Genomic DNA, 15,196 nt, shown 5'->3' on the forward strand with positions numbered 1-15,196 from the left:
CACCAAAACCTTTGCATCAACGACTTTTCATGTACATGTCAAAAGCCCAGTGCAGCATCGGGATGACCGGGTAATCCCACTCTCCCATAAATTGACAGGCTTCTCCGCCAAAGCCCATTTTAAATTGCAGCAACTCAAATAACCGGTTGTTTTCATCCAAAACCGTGGAAATTCCCCGGAAATCAAAAATGGTGTCGCCATGCCGGTAAGCATCCTGAATCATCTTCCAACGCAACAAGTACGCGGACGGATCCTCGTACGAATCACTACGCCGTGCATTGTACAAATCCCATGTATGCCCGTCCACTCTCACAGCCAGCGAGGCGCTTAACAACTGATTGTCTTTTCGTGCCAAATAAAGCCGGATCCGGTAAGGATTTTCCAATATCAATGTTTCAAACATTTTTTCAAAATAAGAAACATCGCGGACATTGGATTGTTCCCTTTTGGCCGTCAACGAGAGCAACTTGTGAAACTCCGGCAAATCGTTTTCAGTTCCCAAGTTGACATGCACTCCGCTGTTTTCCGCTTCCCGGATCCTTTGTTGCCAGTCCGGATGGAAACCCGAAAAAATCTGTTCCAACGATTTTCCTTTCATGTTCAGGCGAAAGACAAACTGTGGTTGCACGGTGTCGAAACTGTCTTCTCCGCCGTTTTGTCTCCATCCCATCTCCACCAGTTCCTGTTTTACATACTCCACCGCATTAAAGACCTGATCCGGCAAAATGTCGGTCAAACGTTTATTTTTCAATCCATGGGATTTAAATTCCTGAACAGCTTGGGAAATCCGGTTCGCAGACCACTTTTTGCTGACAAGCGGCGGATCCATTTTCACGGAGAATACATTACGGTTTTTCAAATGGTGAAACAAAGGATGGAACCAGTCGGTCAGGGAATAACTTGAAAACCAATCGATCATCGGTCCTCGGGGTATGTATGCCAAATATTTATTTAATCCGGGTACCTTCCTGTATAATACAACAGCTCCGCCCACCAATTTGCCGTCTTTTGTCACCCATCCCAAAAATTCATGTATCCATTTCCATTCGGATTTCAAGTCCGCCCAAGACGGGTACTGTAAGAAATTTCTGTAAGGTTGTGTCTCAACGAAATCCAGAAATTTTTCTCGCTCCACTGAAACGATTTGTAACAAATTTCCTCACCCCTTTGTTAATCGAAAAAGCAGCTCTACCCGCAACGTAGAACTGCTTCTAATTCGATCAGAAACTACTACATTTTAACATATCATGAACCATAGAAAAAAGCATCTGCTATTTCTTCAGCAGATGCCCAAATCCCATTGTTCCTCAAGCAGATTCTTCTTTTTTTGTCGTAATGACGCGCCCTTCACGGGTATAGAGTTTCGGGCTTCCTCCTTGCACCACCGTGTCCTTGGTGATGACACATTTGACGATATCATCGCGCGAAGGCAATTCAAACATGACATCCAACATGATGGACTCGATGATCGCCCTGAGTCCCCGGGCACCCGTTTTGCGCTTGATGGCCTCTTTGGCAATGGCCTCCAGCGCGTCTTGTTCAAAGGACAATTCGACATTGTCCATTTCCAACAGTTTTTTGTACTGTTTCACCAGTGCATTTTTGGGCTCGAGCAAGATGCGCACCAGCGCTTGCTCATCGAGCGGTTCCAATGTAGAAATGACCGGAAGCCTTCCCACAAATTCCGGAATGAGACCAAACTTCAAGAGGTCTTCAGGCAACACCAGCTTCAGATATTCGCCCGGTTTCATGTTGACGTTTTGCTGATCCATTCCAAAACCGATCACTTTCTTGCCGATCCGCCGTTTAATGATCGTTTCCAATCCGTCAAAAGCGCCCCCGCAAATAAACAAGATGTTGCTGGTGTCAATTTGGATGAACTCCTGATGCGGGTGTTTGCGCCCTCCTTGCGGTGGCACACTGGCAACGGTTCCTTCCAAAATCTTCAGCAACGCCTGTTGGACACCCTCACCGGACACGTCACGGGTGATCGACGGATTTTCAGATTTGCGGGCGACTTTGTCGATTTCATCAATGTAGATGATTCCGCGTTCCGCTTTTTCAATATCGTAATCCGCCGCTTGGATCAATTTGAGCAGGATGTTTTCCACGTCTTCCCCGACATAACCCGCTTCCGTCAGCGACGTCGCGTCCGCAATCGCAAACGGGACATTCAGGATGCGGGCCAATGTTTGGGCAAGGAGGGTTTTCCCGCTCCCCGTCGGCCCCACCATCATGATGTTGCTTTTTTGCAGTTCAACATCATCGGATTTCTGCGAAGAATTGATCCGTTTGTAGTGGTTGTAAACCGCAACGGACAATGCTTTCTTCGCTTCTTCCTGACCAATGACGTATTCCTCCAGAATGGAGCAGATCTCCTGTGGTTTGGGCAAGTTTTGCAAATCAATTTCTTCTTCATTGCCCAATTCTTCTTCCACGATTTCATTGCACAATTCAATGCATTCGTCACAGATATATACACCAGGTCCGGCAACCAGCTTGCGCACCTGATCCTGGGATTTTCCACAGAAAGAACATTTCAATTGTCCTTTTTCTTCATTGAACTTGAACATCTTCTCTCTCACCCCTTTCAACGATTGGTGGCCATCACCTGATCCACGATGCCGTATTCCTTGGCCTCTTCGGCACTCATGAAATAATCGCGGTCCGTGTCCCGGGCGATCTTGTCAATCGGTTGCCCCGTTCTTTCAGACAAGATCCGGTTGATTCTCTCTTTGGTCTTCAGGATCCAGTCTGCATGAATTTTTATGTCTGTCGCTTGTCCCCGGGCGCCTCCCAACGGTTGGTGAATCATCACTTCGCTGTTTGGCAGCGCCAAGCGTTTCCCTTTCGCACCGGCGGCCAGCAAAAAGGCTCCCATGCTGGCGGCAAGGCCGACGCAAATGGTGGAGACTTGCGGCTGAACATGATTCATGGTGTCGTAAATCGCCATTCCGGCGGTTACGGAACCACCTGGTGAATTTATGTACAAATAAATGTCTTTTTCCGGGTCTTCCGCACTCAAAAACAGCAATTGGGCAACAACCAAATTGGCCACATTATCATCGATGGGGCCTCCCAAAAAGATAATGCGGTCTTTCAACAGTCTGGAATAGATATCGTAGGAGCGCTCTCCCCGATTGGTCTGTTCTACCACCATTGGCACCAAAGGCATTAAAAACACCTCATTTCGGAGTGAAAAATTTGAAAAACAAGGCACGTTTTCACGTGCCTCACTTCATCTCCTATCATCATTATGCCTTATTTTTACTGTTCGATACAAGTAGATCGATCGTTTTCTTCATGCGAAGTTGATCCTTCACGGAATCAAGGGCACCTTGATTTTCCAGAATGCGGCGAACTTCATCCGCTTCGCGGCCCATTTCCTCAGCCATTTGTTTGATTTCTTCTTCTACTTCTTCATCTTTGACTTCAATTTGCTCTTCTTTGGCAATGGCTTCCAAAACGAGATCAGCGCGAACGCGTTTTTCCGCATCTTCTTTGAACTGGTCTTTTAACGCTTCTTGATCCTGGCCGGTGAATTGCGCATAGGTTTCCAGGTTCAAGCCTTGATACATCAAGCGTTGTTCAAATTGGCGCAACATGTTTTCCGTTTCGTTTTCAATCATCACTTCCGGAATTTCCACCGTTGCATTTTGCGCCGCTTTTTCCACCAGCTCATTGCGGATGAAGTTTTCTTTGTCTTTTTCCGCTTTTTCTTTCATGTTTTTCTCGATGTCGGCTTTCAATTCTTCCAGCGTGTCAAACTCGCTGACATCTTGAGCAAATTCGTCATCCAGCTCCGGCAGGTTCATGCGTTTAATTTCATGAAGTTTCACTTTGAATGTAGCCGGTTTTCCTTTCAAATCTTCAACATGGTATTCTTCCGGGAAGGTGACTTGAATTTCTTTTTCTTCTCCGGCTTTCATGCCGATCAGCTGGTCTTCAAAACCGGGGATAAACGTTCCGGAACCGACTTCCAGCGTGTATTGTTCCGCTTTACCGCCTTCAAAAGGTTCTCCGTCGACAAATCCTTCAAAGTCAATGATCACACGGTCGCCTTTTTCCACGGCTCCTTCTTCCACCGGTTCCAATTGACCTTGTTGTTTTTGCATGCGTTCGAGTTCTTTTTCCACATCTTCGGGTTTCACGGCGAATTTTTCTTCGTCCACTTCCACTTCCAAACCTTTATACTCGCCGAGTTCCACTTCCGGCTTTACGGTCACCGTCGCCTTGAAGATCAACGATTTGCCTTTTTCCAGTTGCTCAATGTCGATTTCCGGACGGTCCACCGGCACGATTCCCGTTTCTTCCACAGCTTCTTCATAAGCTTTGGGCAGCAGGATATCGAGGGCGTCCTGATACAACACTTCGACACCAAACCGCTTTTCGAAAATGGCACGCGGCACTTTCCCTTTGCGGAATCCGGGGACATTCACTTGTTTGACCACTTTTTTAAACGCTTGATCCAGTGCGTCTTGAACCGATTGCTCATCTGTTTCGACCGTAAGGATACCTTTGTTTTTTTCTGTTTTTTCCCAGCTTGCCTTCATTACACAGTTACCTCCTGCATCACAAATCTATCATATGGTATGATCAGTCCGATTCACTAGTATCGCTCCCCGCAATAACCACTTCATTATAACACAGTAAAGCAACTTTTCAATAAACATCCATGAACAGGAAAAAAGCCCCTATGAACCCGGGGAACTTACTATTCATCATTATGTATCCCATACCAACAGCCACTATGTTAAACCATGTGATCTCATCTTGTAAAGAAGATCAACAATTAACTATAAATATTCGTTTCATCTTTTCCATTTCCTCTTTTTATCCGTGATCCCGGGACAAAAAATGCCGGACAGCCCGGATGGCATCGAATGAACGACAACCCCCGCGGTTATCCGGGTCGGCCCGGACATAAAATACATCAGGTGGCTCTTGTGAAAAGAGCCACATTCCCTTTCTTTTTAAGAGATTTTTCCAACCGCTTCCTCGTATTCCCGCTTCAGCTCCGCCACCACTTCCTGAACGGTTTGGACTTTCCGGATCTGACCCACTCCGTGGCCGGCCGACCAAATGTCTTTCCATGCTTTGGGACCGGTTTCATTCATTTTGGAGAAATCGACGGTTCCCTTTTTCTCCAAGTGCTCCGGATCCAAACCGGCTCTTTCGATGCTCGGTTTCAAATAGTTGGCATTGACACCGCTGAATGCGTCGGTGTAGATGATATCATCCAAGTCTGACTCAATCAGCATGTTTTTGTAATCTTCACTGGCCAAACTTTCAACCGTCGGAATGAAACGCGTCCCCATGTAAGCGAGATCCGCTCCCATTACTTTGGCTGCCAGGATATCGCGGCCGTTGGAAATACTTCCGGCCAGAATCGTCTTTCCGTTCCAAAATTTGCGCACTTCACCAATGAACGCAAACGGGTTGATCGTCCCGCCATGCCCCCCTGCGCCGGAACAAACCAGAATCAATCCGTCAACACCGGCAGACGCGGCTTTTTTGGCATGAGGCAAAGTGCTCACATCCGAAAACACCAATCCGCCGTATTCGTGCACAACATCCACCACGGGCGCCGGATTGCCGAGGGACGTGATCACAATGGGCGGCTTGTATTTTTGGATCGCTTTCAAATCTTCCTCATATCTCCGGTTGGTCCGGTGCACCACCAGGTTGACCGCCCAAGGGGCCACGGTTTGGTTTTTTTCCAATTCTTCGATGGATTCCGTAATTTTTTTCATCCAAACATCCAAATCTTCGGACGTCCTTGCATTTAACAAAGGAAATGAACCGACGATTCCGGCTTTGCAACACTCGATCACCAATTCCGGGCCGGATACCAGAAACATCGGCGCTGCAACCACAGGCAAAGTTAATTGTTCCAAGTTTGGCATGTTTCATCGCCTCCTCTTCTACATCTTACCCGAATCTGAAAATATTTTCAGCCTAAACGTAAGGTTTTATTTTTTCTGTCAATTTTTTAATTTCCGTTTCCAAGTTTTTGATCTTTTCTTCCAACTGTAAAAGCTGTTGTTGCTTTTCTGAACGCCCCGTCCTCCACTTTTGAATCCGCTCAAACAAGAGCAACAGGCTGGGATCATGCATAACCGTCCAGATGACCGCATCCTCAAACGTTTCTTTCCTTCCCGGCATTCCGTGGTCTTTTCCGTTTCGCAAATGTTCATCCAAGAGCTTTTCGATTTTGCTGTTGTTTGGGCCGCCGGATTGCCGGAAGAAAGCTTCGATTCGCTCTTCCATGGTCATTTTGCGCTCTTTCAACGCCATCCCCCTTCCCGTCATCCCGTCAAGCTCTTTTGGAACGGAACACTCTCCATAACAGGTAAACACTCAGCGCCGATGCCCCCCACAGCATTCCTTGCATCAACCATTTGATCGACTGGACTGACTGCATCCATTCATTTCCAAAAGCAAGAAAAACTGCCGATCCCACGAATAAGCCGCTTGCCAGCCAAGCCAACGCCATCCGGTTGACCATCTTGTTCATTTGCCGGACCAAATGATCATCGGTCCGGTTTTCCACCACCACTTTCCAGTCATTCCACGCAAGCCGCTCCAGGATTTTGTTCAGCCTGCGCGGCAAAGTGCCGGTCAGCTTCGCCACTTCACTGATCCAACTGGCATTGGCCCGGTAGTTAAACCTCCGCGACAACCAGCTTTTCAAGATTTGCACATCGGCCGATTCCACAACCGTGTGGTAACTGATTTCCGGGCACAACCACCGTGCCGTCCCTTCTGCGGCCGTGAATCCTTTTGCCCACAAAGCCATGGCATTGGGAATGCGGCAATGGTTTTTCACCCCGATCACAATCGCCTGGATCAAGAGATTCCCCCAATTGTATTTGCCCGCCTGATCACTGTTCACATAGTGCACAAAATGGGAACGCAACTGATCTTTTAAGCGGATCGGATCGGTGTAAGGCGTCGGTTGGATAATATCCAAAACGGCTTCCGCCGCATCTTCCGCCTGATTCAAGCGGGTGTGAAGCAACATGCGGAAAATGGCTTCGGTATGGAGGGAATCCACCCGCCCAACCATTCCCCAGTCAATCACATACGCCTTTTTCGTGTGCTTATCGATCATGATGTTGGAACCGTGCGGATCACCATGATAATATCCTTCGGAAAACGTTTTGACATAATAATGGGCCAAATCGACCATCCGCATAAACCGTTCTTCAAACGTGAGAAAATCCACCGGAAATTCTTTGAGATTCCAACCGTCCACATACTCCATCACCAGGACATTTTTTGAAACCTTGTACACTTCGGGGACGGAAATGGTCTCAAAATCCTTCATCATCTCCCGGTGCTCTTTCATGGTCCGGGCTTCGGCCAGCATGTCCAGTTCGTTGGTCGAACTGCTGTAATAATCACGGACCAACCCGTTTAAATCCACTGAAGCTGCGTATGGGGGAGGGAGCCTTTTTTGCAACCGGCCGGCAAATTTTTGGATGATGGAAATATCGATTTCAAACAGTTTGTCCACGATGGGGCGGACCACTTTGACGGCACAAACCCGTCCATCCTTTAATTGTGCACGGTACACTTGGGCCAATGAAGCGGATCCGACCGGTTCCGGGTCAATCCACTCAAACTCCTTTAATCCTTCCGGAAGCCCGTCTTCCATCACCGCGGCCATATAGCGGAAAGGCATGGGAGGAACTTCGTTTAACAACTCCGAAAGTTCCGTCGTCACCGGCTCGGGAATGATTTCCTGCCGGGAAACAAGAACTTGTCCCAGTTTGATAAAAGTGGGACCCAGTTCCTCAAAAACCATCCGCAGCCGGCGTCCGAACCGGTGCAGTTTTTCTTCTTCTTCCCGGGTCCGCTTTTTAAAAAACAGCCGGAACAACCCGCGGTCTTCCAACAAGTGAAGCAACCCGTGCTTGGCAAAGATTCCGGCAATGGTGCGATACCGTTGACTTCTCGTGATTTTCAAACGCATTTCAAGAATTTCCCGCCTCGCCTGATCCAACTCCAAATCCGAAACCTCTTTCGCCGACACGACGGACACACCCATCCCCCCTTCCAAAGATTAAGACAGGCGGACACCGGGTCCGCCTGATCCAATGCAAAATTATTCATCCGTCAAGCCGACATCTTTTTCGCTGATGGAATAAATTTCATCCGGCGTTTTTCCGCGCGCCCGCCGGAGCACTTCCATGCGTGTTTGAAACTGTTTCATTGCAAAAGCAACAATGTCATCTTTTTTGAGATCAAACGGAAACGGATCCATCGTACCGAAGATTTCATCCACCACACCAATTGCATGCGGAAGCAGCAACTCCATCCGTTTGACAACCACATCCCATATGTGATCATGCTCTGAAATGAGCCGCTGCAAAAGATAGCCCCCGTAACTGATATGCCGGGCTTCGTCTCGTTTCAAATTCGTAACGGCTTCAAACATCCCGGGCATGGCCAGTTGTCCCTGGAGAGCGGTATAAAATGCATGATAACCGGATTCGGCCAGGATTCCTTCCACCACCATGTTATAAGTAACCGAAGCTTCCGCCTGCGCTTCCGGTGACGGATCATCAATCAGACGTTCCATCGCCTGCGGCAGGTACTCGTAAAAAATTTTCTTAAAGTGGCTCTGATGATAAATCGTCAAATCCCCGGCCCCGCCGACCACTTCATCCAAAAACCTCCGGAATACCTCGGTATGTTTCGCTTCTTCAAACAGAAATGTCGTCAAATACAATTCCTCTTCCAAACGTCCTTCCATGGAAATCACCCGGATGAGCGGAAGCAAATCCCGGGTTACTGCTTCTTCCCCCGCCTGAAACATCGCCCCCAAGCGCAGACTCGCTTCTTTTTCTTCATCCGTGAAAGTTTGCCATGTTTCCTTATCTTGGGTAAAATCAATGTCTTTCGGATCCCACACCCCCAGCTTCTTCGCTTTGTGGTATAACCGCATGGGCAAAAGCGAATGATCCAATCCCTTTTCACCGGTTGTTTTCAGTTCCCGCATGATCGATCCCCCCTCAATGAGTCAAACAAGATGTCACCGCTTACAACAAGCCTTCGCGCCCCTCCTTATCGCATCCAACCATTTCAATTAAATGTTATTTTATTTGAAATATTTAGACAATCCCTGATATTCTGGGTTATAATACCCCTAAAACCAAGGTTTTTAGGGGGTTGGCCATGAAAAAAGAGCAACTGCTCGATCTGATCTCCGGCAGATATCCGGAAGGTTTGGCACGTTGGCATTTGAAATTATCCAAGTGGAATGCCCCGGATGAAGAAAAAGCCGCTCTGTCCCGTCTTTTCTCTTTCCTGCTTGATCACCTGGATCTCGCACTTTCCGACGAAAGCGCTTTGATGAGCCGGTTGCAACAATGGATGATGGATGAAACGCCGGTCGCTGATCCGAACCATTGGTTTTTTGCCGTCGGATCCCTGGAACAAATCCTCATGGAATTCGTCATGGAATCGCAAGATTCTTCGTTTGTCCAACAGGCCTTTCACAAGATCCACACACTGTGCATGAACATCAACCAAGCCCTGATGCAATGGCCGTTTTTGACACTCCGCGCTTTCGATTCTCCCCGCATCCGGTCTTATTCCCCATTGGTTGAACTGCTGCAAGGATTAAAAATCCGGCCGGATGTCCGGTGGAACAAAATAGCGGTGCTCACTTCCGAAGGAAAAGTCCTGGACCTGGCCGTTCACCACCCGCGGAACAACCGTTGGGTTGCGGCATACCCCACGGACAGACAAACTTTATTTGTCCGCCGCATCCTCCAAGGAAAAGCCCGGGGATTCACCGAACCCGTCAACCAACATCTCTCACTGGCCATTTCGGGCAGCAAAAATGCTTTGTCCCGGTCTTATGCCCGGGAAATTGCGGGTTGGATCCGGCACGCCCTGCGGTTTTCCCGACAATATACCAGCGGCCCGTTATATGACACCCTCCGGCAATATGAAGCGATTCTGGAATTTGATGACACGTTGCTTTCCACCAGCGGCGTCAAGGAAACCTTGCTCACCAGCATGAAACAAATCTGCCGCCTGACCGGCTTTCAACGCAGCGCCTTTTTTTGGTACTATCCCTTATTAAAAAAGGTGGAAGGCATCTGCTCGTATAATGTGCCATTGGAAGAAATCCAACGGATTCATGAGTCCGAACAAAATGTGCCCGGGATTTCCAAATTGTTCGATGTCAAACGCCCCGTGTATTTCCGGCAGGTACACCATCTGCTGCCAAAACATCACATCCGGCATTTCCGTTTGACTTCCCTTTTGGTCGCTCCTTTATATGAAGAACACCATCATGTCACCGGCGTGCTTTTGTTGGACCAGAACGGACAACAATTTGACGTTTCACAAACCACCATCGAAATCATCCGCTCCCTGTTGACCCGCGTGTCCCGGAATTTACGCACCAAACTTTATGCCAACGCGTCTCCCCTTCAACTCTCCTCCCCGCTCACCCACCGGGAAAAACAAATTCTCCGGTTCAGCGCCAACGGATTAAGCACCAAACAGATCGCCGCCAGACTGAAAATCAGCGAACACACCGTAAACGAATATATCCGGTCGGTCTTTAAAAAGTTGCACGCCAAAAACCGGGCCGAAGCGGTTGCCAAAGCCCTGCGCCAACGGTTGATCAAATAAAAAGGACGGTTGAGCTGCGGGTTCAACCGTCCTTTTCTCATATTCACCCTTTTATTCATCCAGCCTTTCAATAATGGTTGCATTGGCCATGCCGTATCCCTCGCACATGGTTTGCAGTCCGTACCGGCCGCCGCTTCGTTCCAATTCATGCACCAGGGTCGTCATCAACCGGGCTCCCGAAGCTCCAAGCGGATGTCCAAGTGCAATCGCCCCGCCGTTGGGATTCAGCTTTTCCGGATCAGCGCCCGTTTCACAAAGCCAAGCAAGCGGCACCGGCGCAAAGGCTTCATTCACTTCAAAAAGATCGATCTCTTCCAATTGCAATCCCGCTTTTTTCAGCACCTTTTCCGTTGCAGGAATGGGTCCGGTCAGCATCAGGGTCGGATCGGACCCGGTCACCACACGGGACAAGATGCGAAAGCGGGGCTTTAACCCCAGCTGTTCCGCTTTTTCGCGGGACATCAACAAAATAGCCGCCGCGCCGTCACTGATTTGGCTGGAGTTGCCGGCATGAATTTTTCCGTTCTCCACAAAGGAAGGAGACAAAGCGGCCAGTTTTTCCATGGAAGTGTCTTCCCGCGGCCCTTCGTCCTGATCAATCACCTGTTCGCTTCCGTCGGGCAACCGGACGGCAACCGGCATGATCTCTTGCTTGAAACGCCCTTCTTTGCGTGCTTGTACCGCTTTTTCATGGCTGCGGAGGGAAAATTCGTCCAGCTGCTCCCGCGAAAACCCCCATTTGTCGGCAATGCGCTCCGCCGAAATGCCCTGATGGATCATCTCATACCGGGAAGTAAGCTTTTCACTGAAGACGGCGCCTTGAAAATTGGAAGACATCGGCACGCGGGACATGCTTTCCACGCCAGCCGCCACGACCACATCCATATCCCCGCTCAAAATCGCCTGGGCCGCAAAATGGACGGCTTGCTGGCTGGAACCGCATTGCCGGTCGATGGTGACCCCGGGCACTTCCACCGGAAATCCGGCGATCAATGCGGCCAATCTCCCGATATCTCTTGCTTGTTCGCCGGTTTGCGTCACACACCCCATCAACACATCTTCCACCAGTTCCGGAGGGATTCCGGCCCGCCGGACCACCTCTTTCAACACCATGGCCGCCAAATCGTCCGGGCGGATTCCGCTTAAAGTGCCGTTCCGCCGCCCAATCGGCGTACGAACTGCTTCGATGATAACTGCCTCCCGCATGGTCTATCTCTCCTTTGTTCTTTTTTCACGTTTCATCAGGCTTGGTTTTTGTGTTGGTTTCGCAAAAGAAACTTCTGAATTTTCCCGCTGGCGTTGCGGGGAAGCTGCTTGACAAACCGGTATTCTCTCGGCCGTTTGTAACGGGCCAGTTTTTCGCTTTGCCGGCAAAACCGTTCCAGTTCATCCGCCGTCACCCCCGGATCTTTTTTAACGACATACGCCACCACCCGCTCCCCCCAAGTTTCATCCGGTTCCCCCAACACCGCCACATCCAACACCCCGGGATGCTCATACAGCACGTCCTCCACTTCCCGCGGATAAATATTTTCCCCGCCACTGATAATCATATCATCCAAACGGTCGGCCACCCACAAATATCCGTCTTCGTCCAGATAACCCAGATCCCCTGTATGATACCACCCTTGATGCAGCGCTTTGCCGGTCTCCTCTTCTTTCCGGTAATATCCTTTCATCATGCAAGATCCCCGGACGAGAATCTCCCCGGTCTCACCGGGTTTGAGCACGTCCTCCGGATCCGACGGCACTCCTTCCTTCACACGCACCACCCGGACTTCATGGTTTAAACAAGGCTTTCCGGCGGAACCGGCTTTGGTGATCTGTTCCACTTCCAACAAGAAGGTGACCGCCGGTCCCATTTCCGTCATTCCGTAGGCTTGAACCAAACCGATGCCGAGCTTCTCCCGGCAACGTAGAATCAATGCCGGAGCCATGGGAGCCCCGCCATAGAATCCCAGCCGCAACGACGACAAACGGTACCGGGACAAATCTTCCTGCAACAACATGTTCCACATGGTGGGAGCGGCAAAGAAAACGGTGACCTTCTCCTCCTGCACCAGTTTTAAAACCCGTTTCGGATCAAATTGGCGCATGATCACCTGGCCGGCTCCGATATGCACTCTCGGCAAAAACGCACAATGCAGTTCGGCACAGTGAAACATGGGAGCGGTCACCAGCCCCCGGTCTTTCGGGGTCAAACGCATCATCGCCAAAATGATCAGACTTTGCTCAATCATGTCGCGGTGCCGGTGCATCACGCCTTTGGGCCGGCCGGTGGTCCCGCTGGTGTACATGATGCCGCAAAGGTCCTCTTCCGACACCTCCGCTTCCGGCCGGGTATCCGGAGCCATCCGGATCCGTTTTTGGTAGCTTTCCGCATAACAAGGAGGGTCCCCGTCCGTCATCCAAAACGAGATCCAGGGGAATCTCCCGTGAATCTTTGCGATATGACTTTCCAGCTCTTTTTCAAATAAAACGATTTTGGGTTCGGCATCATGCAAAATATAAGCCACTTCTTCGGCCGTCAAACGGAAATTGACCGGGTTGAAGACCGCGCCGATTTTGGCGCAGGCAAAAAAAGCAGTGGCCAACTCCACGGAGTTGTATAGGTATGTGGAAACCCGGTCCCCCTTTTTCACCCCGGCTGCCAAGAAAGCCCGGGCCAGCCGGTTCACTTCCCGGTCCCACATCCGGTAAGTCCAGCGCCGGTTCTTCTCCACATCAAACAGCGCTTCCTTTTCCGGATACTTTTGAACCGTTTGCTCCAGGATCTTCCCGATGGTTGGGTACATGAACGAAGCGGACCCCCTTTAAAAAAGTGAATCAACCTTTGATATATTTCTTCCGCAATTCCATTTTGAAAAATTTCCCTGCCGAGGTGCGCGGAATAGAGTCCGTGAAAACAAACTCATCCGGCAGCCACCATTTGCTGAACTTCGAAGCCAAAAACGCACGCAATTCCTCTTTGCCGGCTTTTTTTCCTTCTTTCAGCACGACGACCGCCAGCGGGCGCTCCTGCCATTTGGGATGCGGCATGGCAATCACCGCGGCTTCCTTGACCGAAGGATGGGCCATCAGTTCATTTTCCAAATCCACCGAACTGATCCACTCTCCCCCGGATTTAATCAGATCTTTCGTCCGGTCGGTAATCTTCATGTAACCTTCCGGATCAATCGTTGCAACATCCCCGGTTTGAAACCAGCCATCGTCTGTCAACACCTCTTTGGCATCCGGACGGTTATAATAACCGGCCGTCACCCAAGGCCCCCGGATTTGGAGCTCTCCCATCGTTTTCCCATCCCAAGGAACTTCCCGGTCCCCGTCCATCACCCGGATCTCGACAAACGGAACAGGAGTTCCCTGTTTCAATTTGTATGCCAATTGCTCCTCGGCAGGCCTTTCTTTTAAATGGGGCTTCAAATGGGATACAGTTGCCACCGGCGTGGTCTCGGTCATTCCCCATCCGTGCACCGCCTGCAGGCGATGCCGTTCCAATCCCCGGATCAACGATTCAGGCGGGGCAGCCCCTCCGATCAAAAGCTTGAGATCCGGATCCAGATCCCACCGGTCCGGCTTTTCGTCCAGCTTGTTCAACACATCAAACCAAATGGTGGGAACCCCGGCCGCAAAAGTCACTCTTTCTTTTTCCATCAAGTCCAGAAGGTTTTCGGCATCCAGGAACGGACCGGGAAAAACTTGCTTGGCGCCCAACATCACCGAAACAAAAGGAAGCCCCCAGGCATTGACATGAAACATGGGAACAATGGGCATCCCGGCATCCTCACTTGAAATCCCCAACCCGTCTTTGAGCCCCAACATAAAGGAATGCAGCACCAAAGCCCGGTGGGAATAAACCACGCCTTTCGGCTTTCCGGTCGTTCCGGAAGTATAGCACATCACCGCGGCGTCATTTTCGTCCAGCCCGGCATAAGAAAAGGTGTCGCCGGCGCTCCCGAGGAACTGTTCGTAATCTTCACCGAAAGAAGGAACCGGTTGGCCGGTGAGCGGGACAACAATGATTTTTTCCACGTCAATTTGATCCCGAAATTTTTCCAGAAGGGGCAAGAGGATATCATCGACGATCAGAAACCGGTCCCCCGCATGCCGGATGATATAAGCAACTTCCGTGGGATGAAGGCGCAAATTCAGCGTGTGCAAAACCCCGCCGGCAACCGGAACGCCAAGGTACGCTTCCAAATGAACATAATGATTCCACATCAAAGTGGCCACACGATCCCCTTTTTTCAAGCCGGCTTTTTCCAATGCTCCTGCCAACATCCGGGCACGCCGGTAAAAATCCGCGTAAGTATATCGATGCAATGATCGGTCCGGCATTCGGGAGACGATTTCAACAGAACCATACAAATCGTTAGCCCTTTCCAATAAATGCGAAAGCGTCAGCGGAAAAATCATCATGGTGGCACGCATTCCTTAAAATCCCCCCCAGATTCCTTGTAATCCATCATCCAAACAATAAGCAAATCCAATGCCAACGGTGTGCGGAAAAAAGGGCCGGAAAATCCTTTACTCCCTTTCT

12 protein-coding genes are annotated in these 15,196 nt (G+C 49.9%); 1 reads left to right on the forward strand and 11 read right to left on the reverse strand.

From position 1 onward, the window contains the following. Positions 1-16 precede the first annotated feature (16 nt). The 8 genes from FA954_RS09625 to FA954_RS09660 all read right to left on the reverse strand — a co-directional run bounded on the left by FA954_RS09625 (position 17) and on the right by FA954_RS09660 (position 9,007). Complete coding sequence (locus FA954_RS09625) at positions 17-1,135, reverse strand: lipid II:glycine glycyltransferase FemX (RefSeq protein WP_231564566.1); 1,119 nt, start codon at positions 1,133-1,135, stop codon at positions 17-19. Between the two features lie 172 nt (positions 1,136-1,307). After that, positions 1,308-2,573 (reverse strand): ATP-dependent protease ATP-binding subunit ClpX, encoded by a 1,266-nt coding sequence (clpX, locus tag FA954_RS09630; RefSeq protein WP_037993558.1) that lies wholly within the window; start codon positions 2,571-2,573, stop codon positions 1,308-1,310. A gap of 17 nt (positions 2,574-2,590) precedes the next feature. Then, entirely contained in the window at positions 2,591-3,175 is a 585-nt protein-coding gene (gene clpP, locus FA954_RS09635; protein WP_037993559.1) for an ATP-dependent Clp endopeptidase proteolytic subunit ClpP, read from the reverse strand. A gap of 79 nt (positions 3,176-3,254) precedes the next feature. After that, positions 3,255-4,553 carry a trigger factor gene (gene tig, locus FA954_RS09640; protein WP_037993561.1) on the reverse strand — a complete coding sequence of 433 codons (1,299 nt, stop codon included), beginning with the start codon at positions 4,551-4,553 and terminating at the stop codon, positions 3,255-3,257. 420 nt (positions 4,554-4,973) lie between these two features. Next, positions 4,974-5,906 (reverse strand): NAD(P)H-dependent flavin oxidoreductase, encoded by a 933-nt coding sequence (locus FA954_RS09645; protein WP_037993563.1) that lies wholly within the window; start codon positions 5,904-5,906, stop codon positions 4,974-4,976. Between the two features lie 52 nt (positions 5,907-5,958). Beyond that, entirely contained in the window at positions 5,959-6,291 is a 333-nt protein-coding gene (locus tag FA954_RS09650; protein ID WP_231564560.1) for a hypothetical protein, read from the reverse strand. Between the two features lie 25 nt (positions 6,292-6,316). Then, the gene (locus FA954_RS09655; RefSeq protein ID WP_037993565.1) at positions 6,317-8,053 is read right to left on the reverse strand and encodes an ABC1 kinase family protein; all 1,737 of its coding nucleotides are present in this window, start codon (positions 8,051-8,053) and stop codon (positions 6,317-6,319) included. A 57-nt stretch (positions 8,054-8,110) separates the two neighbouring features. After that, entirely contained in the window at positions 8,111-9,007 is an 897-nt protein-coding gene (locus tag FA954_RS09660) for a R2-like ligand-binding oxidase (protein WP_138615045.1), read from the reverse strand. A gap of 176 nt (positions 9,008-9,183) precedes the next feature. Here FA954_RS09660 and FA954_RS09665 point away from each other — a divergent pair, with 176 nt between their 5' ends. Continuing rightward, positions 9,184-10,656, forward strand: coding sequence for a LuxR C-terminal-related transcriptional regulator (locus FA954_RS09665; protein ID WP_138615046.1), 1,473 nt, complete (start codon positions 9,184-9,186; stop codon positions 10,654-10,656). Between the two features lie 51 nt (positions 10,657-10,707). Here the strand turns inward: FA954_RS09665 and FA954_RS09670 are convergent, their stop codons facing one another. From FA954_RS09670 to FA954_RS09680, 3 genes are read right to left on the reverse strand one after another with little or no spacing between them, the layout of a single operon-like run. Beyond that, positions 10,708-11,862, reverse strand: a complete 1,155-nt coding sequence (locus FA954_RS09670) for a thiolase family protein (RefSeq protein WP_037993571.1) — start codon at positions 11,860-11,862, stop codon at positions 10,708-10,710. Positions 11,863-11,897: 35 nt separating this feature from the next. Continuing rightward, positions 11,898-13,451 (reverse strand): fatty acid--CoA ligase, encoded by a 1,554-nt coding sequence (locus FA954_RS09675; RefSeq protein WP_138615047.1) that lies wholly within the window; start codon positions 13,449-13,451, stop codon positions 11,898-11,900. A 31-nt stretch (positions 13,452-13,482) separates the two neighbouring features. Continuing rightward, a complete protein-coding gene (locus FA954_RS09680; RefSeq protein WP_037993574.1) occupies positions 13,483-15,087 on the reverse strand; it encodes a long-chain fatty acid--CoA ligase in 1,605 nt (534 codons plus the stop codon). Positions 15,088-15,196 lie beyond the last annotated feature (109 nt).

This window comes from Thermoactinomyces vulgaris (genome assembly GCF_005886755.1).
In the GTDB taxonomy this organism is placed as follows: Bacteria; Bacillota; Bacilli; order Thermoactinomycetales; family Thermoactinomycetaceae; genus Thermoactinomyces; species Thermoactinomyces vulgaris.